At 35.7% G+C, this 14749-nt stretch carries 11 protein-coding genes; 6 read left to right on the top strand and 5 right to left on the bottom strand.

The features are described from left to right. Nucleotides 1-127: 127 nt before the first annotated feature. The gene (locus BM289_RS00960; RefSeq protein WP_091490056.1) at nucleotides 128-523 is read right to left on the bottom strand and encodes a GxxExxY protein; all 396 of its coding nucleotides are present in this window, start codon (nucleotides 521-523) and stop codon (nucleotides 128-130) included. A 392-nt stretch (nucleotides 524-915) separates the two neighbouring features. Here BM289_RS00960 and BM289_RS00955 point away from each other — a divergent pair, with 392 nt between their 5' ends. Further along, on the top strand, nucleotides 916-1662 hold the full coding sequence (locus tag BM289_RS00955; protein ID WP_091490054.1) for a lysophospholipid acyltransferase family protein: 747 nt from the start codon (nucleotides 916-918) through the stop codon (nucleotides 1660-1662). Between the two features lie 553 nt (nucleotides 1663-2215). On the opposite strand, the gene recA is transcribed toward BM289_RS00955, so the two are convergent. From recA to BM289_RS00935, 4 genes are all read right to left on the bottom strand, one after another. Beyond that, the gene (gene recA / locus BM289_RS00950) at nucleotides 2216-3223 is read right to left on the bottom strand and encodes a recombinase RecA (protein ID WP_091490052.1); all 1008 of its coding nucleotides are present in this window, start codon (nucleotides 3221-3223) and stop codon (nucleotides 2216-2218) included. A gap of 156 nt (nucleotides 3224-3379) precedes the next feature. Continuing rightward, nucleotides 3380-3889, bottom strand: a complete 510-nt coding sequence (locus tag BM289_RS00945) for an acyl-CoA thioesterase (RefSeq protein ID WP_091490696.1) — start codon at nucleotides 3887-3889, stop codon at nucleotides 3380-3382. 361 nt (nucleotides 3890-4250) lie between these two features. Continuing rightward, nucleotides 4251-4634, bottom strand: a complete 384-nt coding sequence (locus tag BM289_RS00940) for a DoxX family protein (RefSeq protein ID WP_091490050.1) — start codon at nucleotides 4632-4634, stop codon at nucleotides 4251-4253. Nucleotides 4635-4639: 5 nt separating this feature from the next. Continuing rightward, nucleotides 4640-5788: a DNA polymerase III subunit gene (locus BM289_RS00935; RefSeq protein WP_091490047.1), complete on the bottom strand. Its 1149-nt coding sequence runs from the start codon at nucleotides 5786-5788 to the stop codon at nucleotides 4640-4642. Between the two features lie 435 nt (nucleotides 5789-6223). On the opposite strand from BM289_RS00935, the gene BM289_RS00930 reads away from it, so the two are divergent. The 5 genes from BM289_RS00930 to BM289_RS00910 all read left to right on the top strand — a co-directional run bounded on the left by BM289_RS00930 (nucleotide 6224) and on the right by BM289_RS00910 (nucleotide 14730). Continuing rightward, a complete protein-coding gene (locus BM289_RS00930) occupies nucleotides 6224-6676 on the top strand; it encodes a hypothetical protein (RefSeq protein WP_091490044.1) in 453 nt (150 codons plus the stop codon). Nucleotides 6677-6867: 191 nt separating this feature from the next. Beyond that, nucleotides 6868-8160 (top strand): hypothetical protein, encoded by a 1293-nt coding sequence (locus BM289_RS00925; RefSeq protein WP_091490041.1) that lies wholly within the window; start codon nucleotides 6868-6870, stop codon nucleotides 8158-8160. 102 nt (nucleotides 8161-8262) lie between these two features. Next, nucleotides 8263-8673 carry a hypothetical protein gene (locus tag BM289_RS00920; protein WP_091490038.1) on the top strand — a complete coding sequence of 137 codons (411 nt, stop codon included), beginning with the start codon at nucleotides 8263-8265 and terminating at the stop codon, nucleotides 8671-8673. Further along, the gene (gene sprC, locus BM289_RS00915) at nucleotides 8670-10100 is read left to right on the top strand and encodes a gliding motility protein SprC (RefSeq protein WP_091490035.1); all 1431 of its coding nucleotides are present in this window, start codon (nucleotides 8670-8672) and stop codon (nucleotides 10098-10100) included. Before BM289_RS00920 ends, sprC begins: the two co-directional genes overlap by 4 nt. A 1-nt stretch (nucleotide 10101) precedes the next feature. Then, on the top strand, nucleotides 10102-14730 hold the full coding sequence (locus BM289_RS00910) for a PorP/SprF family type IX secretion system membrane protein (RefSeq protein WP_091490033.1): 4629 nt from the start codon (nucleotides 10102-10104) through the stop codon (nucleotides 14728-14730). The last annotated feature ends 19 nt before the right edge of the window (nucleotides 14731-14749 follow it).

The following is a 14749-nucleotide window of genomic DNA, read 5'->3' as shown; positions in this document are numbered from 1 at the left end:
CTGAATTGCAAATGTCGTGATGTTTTTTCTAACCGCAAAGTTGACTACGTATTTCTTTGTAACGCAGAGATAGCAGAGTTTTTTTCGCAGAGAACGCTAAGTTTTTTTTTGAGTTTTTTATTAGGTCTCAGAGAGGTTGGTTTATTTGTAGATTATTCACTACTCTTCTAATTCCATTTTTTAAAAGCTGTTCGTTGAAATTTATCAGTAATCCAAGTTTATAGTTCCCTAATTTTAAATAAGTTAATGCCTGTGCTAAGTGATTTATTGTTAAAGATTCGACAGCTTTAATTTCAATAACTAGTTTATTTTCTACTAGTATATCAATGCGATATCCACAGTCCAGTTTTACTTCTTCAAAAATTAACGGCATTGCTTTTTCCTTTTCTGCAGAGAGCCCTCTTTTTTTGAGTTTATAAAATAAACATTCCTGATAGACATTTTCTAATAAGCCGAGTCCTAGGGTTCTGTGTATTTCGATTGCCAGACCAATTACAATAGTCGAAATTTCATTTTCAGTCATTTTTATTTTATATTTTAACGCAGATTTTCGTATAAATATATTAATTTGTTTTTAAATGAAATGTTATTTTTTGAAATTTATTGATAACATAGATATCCGAGAATATGCAAAATTTTCAGAGAGATTATTTCAAGTTATGCTCTGCGAACTTTTTTGCTTTAGCATTTATCTCAAAATAAACTTCTTTTCTTTGCGAAAAATCTCTGTAATCTTTGTGTTACAAAGAAATAACACCTTATTTACAAAGCTCTGCGAACTTTTTGCTTTAGCAATACTCGGATTAAACTTCTTTTCTTTGCGAAAAATCTCAGCGTTCTCTGCGTTACAAAAAAATAGCGAATAGAATAAATTCGTTATAGAAAATTCATTCCCGTTTTATTACATTTGAAGCTATGAAAATACTTAAAATTGTTTTTTGGATTCTTTGGCGCGTTTGGTTTTACGTCTTAATGGCGATTCCAATCTTGATTATGTTGCCATTTTTAGTGATTTCTATTCTTTCGGAGAAAGGATATCCTTATTTTTTTAAAATGGCTCGAATTTGGGCAAAATTTATCCTTTTCGGAATGGGATTTTACTATACCGTAAAACGCGAACAGAAGCTCATTAAAGGCAAAAGTTACATGATTGTGGCCAATCACACCTCGATGACCGATATTATGCTTATGCTGGCTCTGATTAAAAATCCGTTTGTTTTTGTTGGAAAAAAAGAGCTGGTGAAGATTCCGCTTTTTGGATTTTTCTATAAACGAACCTGTATTTTGGTTGACCGAAATTCTTCACGAAGCAAAAATGAAGTTTTTAAAAGAGCTCAAAGCCGTTTGAATCAAGGTTTAAGTATTTGTATTTTTCCTGAAGGGGGTGTTCCAGATGATGAAAGCATTTTGCTGGATGAATTTAAAGACGGTGCATTTAGACTGGCAATTGATCACCAGATTCCAATTGTGCCAATTGTTTTTCCAGATAACAAAGAACGTTTTTCGTATACCTTTTTGAGCGGAAGTCCTGGGAAAATGAGAGCGAGAATTCTTCCTTTCATTGAAACAAAAGATTTAACAATCGATCACAGAAAGGAGTTGAGAGATCAAGTTAGAAATTTGATTTATAACGGATTAATTGATTTTCAAAAAAAGAATTAGCAAAGATAATTTAGAATACAAAAGCCGGTAGATTTCTTAAAATCTACCGGCTTTTCTTTGAATTAAAAACCCCCTATTTTTATTCAAAAGTCATTATCTGTGAATTATCTTTTCGGAAATAAAACGTAATACTTTTTTAAATTTTAATTTGGTTTTTCTTCGGTTTTTATTGTACAACAATTCTATTTTTTCTTTCATGGTTAAAAATATTAATGGTTGATAATAAAGAGTTTAATCATAACTCAAGTTAACGTCACATTAGTATAGATATGGAAAAGCAAAAAAGGTTGCGTCAAAAAAGGAAAAAAATGATAAAAAATCCGTTAGTACCCAATAACTAACGGATTTTTGTTCAAATAACCAACCAATGTAAATTCTAAAAAAATCCAAAGTGATATATGGCATATCAATTTTGGAAACTTGCTTTTTAATAAGATGAGGATTTATTGAAATGGTTGCGTGTAGATTTTAAAAGTTTCTAAAAAATAAAAAGCCCGATAGAATTTTAGGATCTATCGGACTCAAAATCAGTGTTTTTATTTATGGAAATGAATTAAGCGTCTGCTAATTCTTTTATGTGTTCTTTAATTTTTACTTCCAATTCTTCAGCAAGTTCAGGATTATCTTTAATCAAAGCTTTAACGGCATCACGACCTTGCCCTAATTTGGTGTCACCATAGCTAAACCAAGATCCCGCTTTTTTAACGATGTCAAATTCTACTGCTAAATCTAAGATTTCACCAGTTTTAGAAACACCTTCTCCATACATAATATCAAATTCGGCAGTTTTAAAAGGTGGCGCCACTTTGTTTTTAACAATTTTAACTTTTGTTCTGTTACCAATTACGTTTTCACCATCTTTAATTTGAGCTGAACGACGAATATCCAAACGCACAGAAGCGTAGAATTTTAAGGCGTTACCTCCCGTTGTAGTCTCCGGATTTCCGAACATTACACCAATTTTTTCACGAAGCTGGTTGATAAAGAAAACCGTACAGTTTGTTTTACTGATAGTTCCAGTAAGTTTTCTCAAAGCTTGAGACATCAAACGTGCGTGAAGCCCCATTTTAGAATCTCCCATTTCACCTTCAATCTCACTTTTGGGAGTTAAAGCCGCAACAGAGTCAATAACAACAATATCTATGGCTCCAGAACGGATTAGGTTTTCGGCAATTTCTAAAGCCTGCTCACCGTTATCTGGCTGAGAAATGATTAGATTCTCAATATCAACATTTAATTTTTCAGCATAGTTTCTATCAAAAGCGTGTTCCGCATCGATAAACGCAGCAATACCTCCAGCTTTTTGAGCCTCAGCAATAGCGTGAAGCGTCAAAGTAGTTTTTCCAGAAGATTCTGGACCATATATTTCAATAATTCTTCCTTTAGGATAACCATTAACTCCAAGAGCTAAATCAACACCAAGTGAACCTGAAGAAATCGTTTCTACCTCCACAATAGCTCTGTCGCCCATTTTCATTACGGTTCCTTTTCCGTAGGTTTTGTCAAGTTTATCAAGTGTTAACTGTAACGCTTTTAATTTGGCTTCTTTGTCTGAACTCATATTTTCTTAAATTATCTAAATTTTTATTTTGCCTTTCCGGATAAAATTAAGAAAATTCTTTCTTAAAATTTACTGGTCTGTTTTGTAAATTGTAAAATTACTCCTTTTTTTGAAGTTTCATTATTTCCAATTGTTCCAAATTGTCACAAATTTGAACTACAAAAACAAAGCCTTTAATTCCGTGGCATCAGAAGGTTTTATTTTCCCAGCTAATAATAAACTTAATTGTTTACGACGCAAAGCCGCATCAAATCGCTGGATTTCCAATTCGGTTTCTGGTACAATTGGCGGTACTTCAACAGGCCTTCCTGTATCGTCTACAGCTACAAAAGTATAAATGGCTTCGTTGGCTTTTGTTCTGTTTCCAGATTCGCGGTCTTCTACCCAAACGTCTATAAAAACTTCCATAGAACTTTTGAAAGATCTTGAAACTTTTGCTTCGACTGTTACAACGCTTCCAAGCGAAATGGCTCTATTAAAAGCAACGTGATTTACAGAAGCTGTTACTACAATTCGGCGTGAATGTCTGCGGGCAGCGATACTTGCAGCGCGATCCATTCGGGCTAATAACTCGCCACCAAAAAGATTGTTTAAAGGATTAGTTTCGCTCGGTAAAACTAAATCAGTTAAAATAGTTAGAGATTCTGAAGGATGTTTTGGATTCATTTTTTTGAATAATAAATTTGTTTTTTGCTCGCTATGAAAGCGTTTTTTTGCCACAGATTAAAAGGATTCGAATGATTTTTTTAATCATTTTATCTGTGTAATTCTATATAATTCTTTTTAGTTTCTCTTTTTTAACCTTAAAATTTAAGTGTAAAATCTTAGCGTCTTAGCGACTTTGCGTGCAAATCTCTTGTTGCTGAAACAAAAACTTTATGTTTTAATCTCGCAAAGTCGCTAAGACGCTAAGATTTTAAAGCAAATGTTTTTTAAAATTATTCTTAAGATTCCCTCTAAGCATTTTCAAGTTAGCCACTCTTTGTCAAAGTCGCAAACGTACTTTCTTTAAAGCTGTGGTTTTTTTTTAATTTAACCAGTAAACCGCCATTACAGCTGGTATAAAATAAATTACAATAGTTCTCGCACCATCGTAATCTTTTGCTAGTCGCTGTCCGAAAAGCATCATTAACAAAGAGATGCAGGAAAAGATGGCTCCGTAAAAACCAAATTCACGACCGTTATTTGTGAATAATTGAATGCCTCCGACAACGCATAAAATTCCTGAAATTAATTCTACAATTAAAAGATGCCCTAATGCCAGTGGAACATGATTTTTTAATTTCGTTTTTGAAAAATGTTCTTTAAGCCAAGTGACATTATCATTCCAATAAAATATTTTTTCGTAACCTGATTGTAAGAACGTTAAAGCTAAAAAAGCTAAAATTAAAATTGAGGCAACATTGTTCATGAAATTTATTTTTTATGAATTAAACGAGTTAATTTGATGGATAAATCGGTTAAAATAATTTTTGCATTTCCGTTTCTTTCGATGTGGTACATGGCATCTGAAAGTTCTTTGAATATTTCGTGGATATTATTTCCATTAACAAACGGAGCAAAATTTTCCAATTTGAACTTATCCACTTTTGGCTCGATATACACCAAACTCGGTGCTTGATAATTTAGCATAAGCGCTTGACGGAACATTTCGATACAATACTGAATGAATTTTTTCTGGCTTTCGCGTCCCAAAGCGGCAATCTGTTCGCTCCAGGAAATTAAATCCTGAATGGCGGCTGCATTTCCTTTTGCCCTAAAAGCAGCGCGGACCCAATTGACAAACCATTGCTCAAAAGGAAAATCGTCATCGTCTTCTTTTAGCAAATGCAAAGCTTTATTAAAATTGCCCTGCGCCTGGTGTGCAATTTTTTTGGCTAAATTTGGATCTGTATTTTCACGGGCGACCAGAGCTTCAGCAATTACCTTTTCGGGAAGTCCGTTAAAGTGAATTACCTGACAGCGGGAACGTATGGTTTGTATAATATCTTCTTCATTTTCAGAAATCAGAATAAACATGGTTTTATCTGATGGTTCTTCCAAAAGTTTCAAAAGTTTATTCGAAGCGGCGATATTCATTTTATCGGCCATCCAAATAATCATGATTTTATAACCGCCTTCATAAGATTTCAGCGAAAGCGATTTTAAAACTTCCTGCGCATCTTCGACACGAATTTCTCCCTGTTTGTTTTGAACGCCCAGAATTTTGTACCAATCGAATAAACCTCCATAAGGCATTTCCTGAATAAAACCGCGCCAGTCCTGAATAAAATCTAAACTTTTTGGTTTTGTTTTTACGTCTTCGGTAGTAACGGTTGGATAGATAAAATGCAGATCGGGATGCGATATGTTATCAAACTTTAGATTACAGGAATCATTTCCGTTCGAATTTTCATCGCCTGTATTGCTACACAAAATATACTGAGCATAAGCAATGGCAGTTATTAATGTACCGCTTCCTTCTGGACCAACAAACAATTGTGCATGCGGAATTCTACCAGAAGCAGCACTTTTTATCAAGTGGCTTTTGATATAATCTTGACCTAAAATTTGAGAAAATTGCATGGAGCAAAGATAGAAGAAAATGATGTAGTCAAAAATTTTCGACACAAAGATTATTTTATAGTCATAATTTTAAAAATTAAGGTGCTCTTTAAGATTTTTTTTGGTCGTTATAGAGAATAATTTTGTTAATAAATAGCTCAAGATGAGCAGATATCGAGATGTTTTTGTTAATATTTTTTTTGAGAAAATCGATAAACGTAAGTTTTTTTTGATTATTTAAAAGAAAAAAGACGCTTTTTTTATAGCGTTAATCTTACGGTTTTGATTTTAACGATTTTAACAAAAAGCCCGTTAAAACGCACATTTTCTCGACATAAGACTGATTTTTAAGGTTTTTTTAAGGTTTTTTTTTGAAAAAAAAAATCATTCCAGTTGTAATTTAAGTTAATTTCTATATTTTTGTTTTTATCAACAACCAATTATAAATAAGAATCTATGAAAGGGAAAATTACTCTGCTAAGTGCACTTTTTATTTTAACTACTGCAGCCGTTTCGGCACAGGCTAAAAACGCGCCAAGAAGTATTATTAGTACAACAGCTCTTATTCGTAAATACCATGATCAAAAAGAATTAAGTGGTATGCAAAAAGGGGAACTTTTGGAGTTATACATTGAACGTATTAAAGTTTTGGTGAAAACTCTTCCTTACATTGCTTTGGTTACAAAACCGGGAGTTACTATGGCCGACCTTGGTATTCCAGACGATGGAGATCACAAAAAAATCTTAGATGCTCAAGCAGTTGGGACATCGACATTTTTGGATACTACGGTAGAATTCCAAAGAAAGATGATGCCTTACTCTGATAAAGGAAATCTAATTGCGGCTATTTTATTTTACGAAAGTACATTGAAATCATTACACGAGTTCAACGATTTGAACGAAATGTAATATTGAATAATTTTTTTTAAAACCTTTTTCGAAGTATTTACGTAGATGGATAAAATCTAAGTGGAGCGCTTTTGAAAAACAAAATAAAAAAAGACTCATTCTCGAGGTTTCTTATAATTTAAGAAAGTTCGAGAGGAGTTTTTTCATTTACGCATACCCAAATTTATTATTAACCCTAATACCCCCTTATCATGAAAAAAATTACTCAATTAATCTGCGTTCTTTTGACGGTTACGAGTATGAGTGCTCAACAAGAGAAAGGAATTATGGGCTACAACAATTGGTTAAATAATTGGACCGAATTTAAGCCTAACAAAGTGGACTATGGAGAAGCAAACCAAATTTTAGCAGGAAACATTTCTGTTAATACTAAATTGCTGAAAAGAAATATCTACGTTTTGCAAGGAAACGTATATGTTACAAACAACGCTGTTTTAACAATTGAACCAGGAACTTTAATTATTGGTGATTTCGAAACAAAAGGAACATTGGTAGTTACAAAAGGTGCTCAGATTATTGCTGATGGTTTAGAAACAGACCCAATCGTATTTACTTCAAACCGCAGCATGAAAAAAGCTGGAGACTGGGGTGGAGTGGTAATCCTTGGTGATGCGCCAATCAATAAATTTGGAAACGTAGGTTCTTACAACCTTGATTTAGATCCAACACTTACTACTTACGGTGGAGACAACGTAGCTTCAAACTCTGGAATTTTAAGATTCGTGAGAATCGAGTTTGCAGGTAAAAAAGTAAAAGGTGCAGATACTTTCAACGGTTTGACTGTTGCAGGTGTGGGTAGCAAAACAGTTATTGACAACGTTATGGTAAGCTACTCTGGAGGTGATTCATTTGCTTTCTTTGGTGGTGATGTGAATGCATCAAAATTAGTTTCTTACAAATCTATCAACGACGACTTCAAATTTACACAAGGTGTACAATGTCGTTTATTCAACTCTTTAGCAGTTAGATCTTCTTACTTATCAAGTAATAAAGACGGATCTCGTTGTATGGAGGTGAAATCTTATGAGAAAAAGAACGAAACAGACTTTACAAAAAAACAAACTCTTGTAGCCGCTACAAATATCACAATGCTTAACGATAGTGAAAACATTAAATCTGATATCCAGGCAGGGTTAGTTAAAGAATGTGTTTATGTTGCAGAAAGTGCTTCTCTTGAATTAAAGCGTAGTGTAATCTCTGGATTCAATCCTGCTGTTTTATTAGATAGTAAAATTGAGATCAACGATGCGAATCTTAAAAAAATCAAATTTGAAGAAATGTACTTTAACTTATGTAATGGAAACATCTTTACTGAGTACAATTCTAACAATGAAGATTTAGAGAGCTGGTATGGTAACAGTGTATTCTTTAATGTTTATTCTCAAAGCAGTAACAATGAAACTTTCATTGATATCGCAAACCCTAAAAAACCAGATTACAGATTACAATTAGGAAAAATCACGGCTTCAAGCGGCAATAGATAAATAGATTTCGATTTTTATTTCCGAGCGTAAATTTTATTAATTAAGTCCCCAGACACAATTTATGTATCGTCTATAACGGACCCAAATAAAGATCAAAACATAATGGTATCTACGAAAAAATATTTTTTATATATAATATTTTTGGTTTCACCTATTTCGTTAACTCTATACGCACAGAATACAGCACAAAAGCCTACAACGGAAGCTGGTTCTGATAGCTGTGTAGCGTTATTAGAAAATAACCAAAACAATACTAATAATGCTGTACTTAAAAACAGCAGTTCAGATAATTTTAATCAGTTAATAGTAAGGATGTCCACCCCCAAGGATAGCCTTACTATTGCCGCTGAATCAAATTCTGTATCAAACGAATGTAAAGAAGATTCATCTTTAACAGCTACTTCGATTCTTGCAAAAGATATCATCGAAAACTATAAGTATGACTTTTCAGAAACATTTATAGATATTTTGTTTTTTGAGCGTATAGATTTAGCCAGAACACGCACTATATGATTCAAAAAATTACTTTATCTTTTACCAAATGGATAATATTCTTCGGCGCATTGTTTGCCCTCGAATCTAGTGTTAATGCACAAACAATTGTGCCTCAAACATTTGATGGACTTGAGAAACTTTGCGCCGGAGGATCTTTTAATGAATTCAACGCTACCTTTAGTTATATTGATTTTCCTGCGGGAACAACTTTTGTTGTAGAACTTTCAGATGCCACAGGAAGTTTTACAACGCCAATTGCTACAACATTACTTCAGACTATCGATGTTTCTGCAACTCAAAAAACAATCCGATATGCTGTACCAACAAATTTAGTTGGATCTGACGTATACAGTTTAAGAGTTAAAAGTTCTACAGGAGTTGTAAGCTCAAGATTTAGAAACTCTTTAGGAAATACTTCTTTTCCAGCATATTATAAAGCATACGAAAATTCATTTTTTATCAATAATAAAAGTGAAACAGCTATGTTATGTTCAGGTGGCAGTTTAACCTTATCTATCAGTGCAGAAGCACCATCTCCATTAACTTTTACTAATATTAAATACAAATGGTATAAAGATGATGTAGTGATTGCTGGACAAAGTTCAAAAGATCTTGTGGTAAATACAACTGGTAGATATTATGCAGAAATCGATTATGGACAATGTTCGGATGTAAACTTTAGTTCTAATCGTGTAAATGTTACATCTTCTACTTCAGGTTCTAGCGTTACAATATCTTCAAGTTTAGGAAATCCTTTTTGTGCAAGTGGTGCAGGAACTGTTTTAACAGCTACTTCTGGAAATAGCTATGTTTGGAAAAAATATGGTGCTACTATCAATGGTGCAACCAGCAGAACCTATTCAACAAATGAATCTGGTGTTTATAGTGTTGAGGTAGATTTTGGCGGATGTAAAGCAACAGGAACAATTGACCTTAAGAGTAACGGTTTTGAAGCTAGTATCGATGCTCAGGATGGTTACAAATTAAGCGAAGGAGAAACATTAAATGTGTCTGTTACTACTGATGCTCAAACTCCAACTTATGAGTGGTATTTAAATGATAATCTAATTTCCGGTGAAACGGGAAGTTCTTATTTAGTTACAGTAAAAGGTAATTATAAAGTGAAAATTTCGCAAGTATCAGGTTGTACTGCCAGCAGAGAATTTTCATTCCGAATAAATGGAGAACCGGGAAAAGCAACAGTTATTCCAAACATTATAAGCTTAAGAGGAAATCCTTATTGGGATATCCCAGACGAATACAAAAATGCAAGCACCCAAGTCATTATTATAAGTTCAAACGGAGATAAAGTACTCGATGTTATGAATTATCAAGGCGATTGGCCTCAAAGCAATATAGATTTTAAAAATGTAAATCCGGTTTATTACTATGTCATTAAAAGCGATGCAAGTGAAAAAAAAGGATCAATAACGGTTATAAAATAATATGAAGAAAATCCTACTATTCATCACTTTATTTTATGGTTTATCAAATGTACTCTATGCTCAGAACGGTTCTGAGGATGGAGTTGTTTCGTTTTCGTTACCTATCAGAAATTCTTTAAAGTTTAATAGATATATAATTAATCCAGCGTTCAGTTTTGTTCGTGAATCAAATCCCTACATAAGCTTTTACAACAAAAGACAATGGGTACAATTTGAGAATGCACCACAGAGTTATTTGTTTAATTATTCTGGACGTTTTAGAGAAAATGAAGCTTTTGCGGCAGGTCTTTTTCAACAGAATTACGGACTAATGACCGTTTTTGGAGCAATCGGAAATTTTGCACATAACATTGTTTTAGAACAAGACAGTAATTTGACTTTTGGTTTAAATGTAGGTGTTTACCAAAGCGGATTAAATACTGGAAAAATCATTTCTGATGATTCTACAATTCTACAGGGTGATTTTCCAAAAAGCACCTTGTTTACGGTAAATCCTGGAATTAATTACGGTACAGAATTTTTGGATTTTGGATTGGCGATTAACAATTTGGTACTGTACAATTTTGGATCGGGTATGGTAAAAGAAGATCCGGAAAGAGCCATTCAACTACATGCAATGTATACTGGTTATATTGACAGTTATGGTTTTTTTGACAGAAGTAAATTTTCAGGTATTGTAAGAACAGAATTAAAAAAAGACAAAACCGTTATTTCTGGTTTGGCTATGCTTACTCTTCAGCAGGGAGTTTGGGCTCAGGCAGGATATAACACTTTATACGGAGTTTCAGCAGGACTTGGGATTAATATTTCTCCAAGTATTGCTATTGAATATAATTACGAAAGAGGAATGGGCAATTTCTCTAATATGGGCGGATCACATGAATTCGCAATTGCCTACAAATTCAAAAACAGAAATTACTATTACGGAGATGATGATGAAGGATCATTGATTGATCCAGCTAAGCCAAAACGAGTTCCAGCGAAACAAAATTCAGAAGCAACACAAGTAAACAGAGCTGAAATTGCTGAAAAGAACAGATTGGCTGCCGAAGCAAAAGCACAAGCAGATGCTGAAGCAAAACAAGCAAAACTTTTGGCAGCAGAAAAAGTGAAGGCAGATGCAGAGGCAAAAGCAAAAGCTAAATTAGAGGCTGATAACAAAGCAAAAGCAGATGCAGAGGCTAAAGCGAAAGCCAGATTAGAAGCAGATAATAAAGCAAAAGCAGATGCCGAAGCGAAAGCAAAAGCAAAACTGGAAGCAGACAATAAAGCTAAAGCGGATGCTGAGGCTATTAAAATAAAACTTGCAGCAGAGGCAAAAGCTAAGGCAGATGCCGCAGTAGCCGCGAGAGCACAAACGGCAGCCGCAAATAAAGCTGTTGCTGAAACACAAAAAACACAAGCGCAATTAGCTGCTGATAAGGCAAGAGCTGATGCAGAACAGCGCAGAATAAAACTGGCAGCTGATAATAAAGCAAGAGTTGATGCAGCAGCGGCTGCAAGAGCACAAGCGGCGGCAAACAAAGCAGGTGCAGCACAAAAAACGCCAGAACAATTAGCAGCAGATAAAGCACAAGCAGACGCTGAAGCTTTAAAAATAAAATTAGCAGCAGACGCAAAAGCTAAGGCTGATGCTGAAGCTTTACAAGCAAAATTAGATGCAGCAGATAAGGCTAAAGCCGATGCTGAGGCAGCAAAAGCGAAAGCAGCTGCAGCAAATGCGGCAACGCCAACACAGCAAAAAACAGCTGCACAGCTTGCGGTTGAAAGAGCAAGAGCAAATTCTGAAGCCGCTGCGAAGGCAAGATTAGCGGCAGCTGAAAAATTAAAGGCCGATGCTGAAGCGGCTAGACAAGCAAGATTAGCGGCAGCCGAAAAAGCAAAAGCCGATGCAGAAGCAGCAAGACAGAAATTAATCGCAGATAATCAAGCAAAAGCTGAGGCAGCTGAGGCAAAACGTAAAGCTGATGCAAAAGCAAAAGCTGAGGCGGCAGATTTACAATCTATAATTGCAGCCGATGCAAAAGCAAAAGCGGATTCAGATGCATTACAAGCTAGATTAGCAGCAGAAGCAAAAGCGAAAGCAGCCGCAGAAGCTAAAACAAAATCATCTATAGATGCTGCGAACAAAGCAAAACTAGCCGCTGATGCGAAAGCAAAAGCTGCTGAAGATGCGGCATTAAAAGAAAGATTGGCAGCAGAAGCAAAAGCAAAAGCGGATGAAGAGGCAAGACAAGCATTGATAGCTGCCGAAGCTAAAGCCAAATCTGATGCTGAAGCACTAAAGGTAAAACAAGCTGAAGAAGCTCGTCAGGCACAACTAGCGGCAGAAGCCAAAGCCAAAGCAGATGCAGAGGCACTTCAAGCTAAATTAGTTGCAGATGCTAAGGCTAAAGCCGATGCGGAAGCTGCAGCTAAAGCTAAATTGGAGGCAGAAAATAAAGCTAAAGCAGACGCAGAAGCTGAGAAGGCAAGATTAGCGGCTGACGCAAAAGCAAAAGCAGATGCAGAAGCAGAAAAAGCAAGATTAGCAGCCGATGCAAAAGCAAAAGCTGATATGGAAGCTTTACAAGCTAAGTTAATAGCTGATGCTAGAGTTAAAGCCGACGCAGAAGCAACTGCAAAAGCAAAAGCGGAAGCAGAAGCGAAAAAATTACAAGAGGAAGAAGAGGTGCGTCAAGCTAAATTGGCTGCAGATGCAAAAGCTAAGGCAGATGCTGAAGCCGAAAAAGCAAGATTAGCAGCCGAAGCAAAAGCGAAAGCAGATGCAGAAGCGTTGAGAATAAAACAAGCCGCTGACGAAAAAGCAAGGGTAGAAGAAGAAGCTCGTCAGGCAAAATTAGCGGCTGACGCAAAAGCAAAAGCGGATGCTGAAGCCGAAAAAGCAAGATTAGCAGCCGAAGCAAAAGCGAAAGCCGATGCAGAAGCATTGAGAATAAAACAGGTTGCTGACGAAAAAGCAAGGGTAGAAGAAGAAGCTCGTCAGGCAAAATTAGCTGCTGATGCGAAAGCAAAAGCAGATGCTGAAGCTAAACTAGCTGAGGAGGCAAAAGCAAAAGCTGATATGGTTGCTCTACAAGCAAAATTATTAGCAGACGCAAAAGTTAAAGCCGATGCAGAGGCAACTGCGAAAGCAAAAGCGGAAGCAGAAGCGAAAAAATTACAAGAGGAAGAAGAGGCACGTCAAGCTAAATTGGCTGCAGACGCAAAAGCTAAGGCAGATGCTGAAGCACTAAAAGCGAAACAAGCAGCAGATGCGAAAGCTAAGGCCGATGCAGAAGCAGAAAAAGCAAGATTAGCGGCAGAGACAAAAGCTAAAGCAGACGCAGAAGCATTACTAGCAAAACAAGCTGCTGAAGAAAAAGCAAGAGTTGAGGAAGAAGCTCGTCAAGCTAAATTAGCGGCAGATGCGAAAGCTAAAGCGGATGCAGAAGCATTAAAAGCAAAACAAGCGGCCGATGCAAAAGCAAAAGCAGATGAAGAGGCTCGCCAAGCTAAATTGGCCGCTGATGCGAAAGCAAAAGCAGATGCTGAAGCACTTCAAGCAAAATTAGCTGCCGATGTAAAAGCGAAAGCTGACATGGAAGCGGAGCAAGCAAGACTTTTAGCCGCAGCAAAAGCAAAAGCAGATGCTGAAGCGACTGAAAAGTTAAAGGCAGAGGAAGAAACAAGACGCTTAAGAGAAGAAGAAGAACGTCAAGCTCAGTTAGCAGCAGAAAAAGCTAAGGCAGATGCCGAAGCGGCGGCACTTGCAGCAAAAGCAAAAGATGATACAGGAAAAGCAATCGAAAGTTTAACACAGTCTGTTGAAAGTACTAGTAAAATCCAAAGTGATTTATTAAGTCAGTTTAAAGCTACTGTTGCTAATAAACAAAAAGATTTAAATGATTTAAAAGAGGAGAATGATTTAAGTGAAAGAGGAATTTATAGAGAGCCAAAACCATTCAAGAGTGTAGCAGCAGAGAACAGTCAGATAGAAGCATTAAAACTTCAGATTGCCGACGCTAACAAGAGCATGAAAAATGAGATTGACAGATTAACGGCTCTGTATAACGATCGACTTAAAAAGTTCCCTAAAAATGATCCGTTGAATAAAGCATATCTGGATAAGATAAATGAGTTGAAAGCAGCTCAATTGAAAATGGAAAGTGAAGGAGCTGCTTTAATAGCCGATTTAGAGCGTATTAAAACAGAGACTGAAATCGAGCGTAAGCGTAGAATCAAACGTGCGGCTTATGAGAATGATCAAGGAAGATATGCACAGGATGTTGCCGCTCTTAAACGTATTAAGGAAACAACGAAATTAAGTAATGCACCAATGACAGCTAATGATTTTGATTTTGGAGAAGAGCAGTCAAACATGCAGATTATTAAGAATATTAAAAATTCTGAAAACGGTTATTATTTAATTGTTGCTGTCCATAGTAGTGTGGAGAAACGTGACGAGTTCTTGACTAAAGCGGTAGCAGCTGGACGCACAGATATTAATTTCTTTTACAATGTAGCAACAAGTAAATATTACATCTATTATGAGAAATTTGATGGTTTACAGGATGCAACAAAAGCATTAGAGGCAAAAGGTAATAAACCATACAATGGCAAAATGGCGATTGTAAAAGTGGAGAATTAATAAAAATATATTCAAAAGA

The organism is Flavobacterium phragmitis (genome assembly GCF_900112575.1).
Lineage (GTDB): Bacteria > Bacteroidota > Bacteroidia > Flavobacteriales > Flavobacteriaceae > Flavobacterium > Flavobacterium phragmitis.
The sequence above is the reverse complement of the archived record's forward strand: the minus strand, read 5'-3'. Positions and strand labels throughout refer to the sequence as shown.

What these genes read in the sequence shown, in the direction of transcription:
- BM289_RS00960 (WP_091490056.1), bottom strand. Translation starts at nt 523, where the DNA reads ATGACTGAAAATGAAATTTCGACTATTGTAATTGGTCTGGCAATCGAA.
- BM289_RS00955 (WP_091490054.1), top strand. Translation starts at nt 916, where the DNA reads ATGAAAATACTTAAAATTGTTTTTTGGATTCTTTGGCGCGTTTGGTTT.
- recA (WP_091490052.1), bottom strand. Translation starts at nt 3,223, where the DNA reads ATGAGTTCAGACAAAGAAGCCAAATTAAAAGCGTTACAGTTAACACTT.
- BM289_RS00945 (WP_091490696.1), bottom strand. Translation starts at nt 3,889, where the DNA reads ATGAATCCAAAACATCCTTCAGAATCTCTAACTATTTTAACTGATTTA.
- BM289_RS00940 (WP_091490050.1), bottom strand. Translation starts at nt 4,634, where the DNA reads ATGAACAATGTTGCCTCAATTTTAATTTTAGCTTTTTTAGCTTTAACG.
- BM289_RS00935 (WP_091490047.1), bottom strand. Translation starts at nt 5,788, where the DNA reads ATGCAATTTTCTCAAATTTTAGGTCAAGATTATATCAAAAGCCACTTG.
- BM289_RS00930 (WP_091490044.1), top strand. Translation starts at nt 6,224, where the DNA reads ATGAAAGGGAAAATTACTCTGCTAAGTGCACTTTTTATTTTAACTACT.
- BM289_RS00925 (WP_091490041.1), top strand. Translation starts at nt 6,868, where the DNA reads ATGAAAAAAATTACTCAATTAATCTGCGTTCTTTTGACGGTTACGAGT.
- BM289_RS00920 (WP_091490038.1), top strand. Translation starts at nt 8,263, where the DNA reads ATGGTATCTACGAAAAAATATTTTTTATATATAATATTTTTGGTTTCA.
- sprC (WP_091490035.1), top strand. Translation starts at nt 8,670, where the DNA reads ATGATTCAAAAAATTACTTTATCTTTTACCAAATGGATAATATTCTTC.
- BM289_RS00910 (WP_091490033.1), top strand. Translation starts at nt 10,102, where the DNA reads ATGAAGAAAATCCTACTATTCATCACTTTATTTTATGGTTTATCAAAT.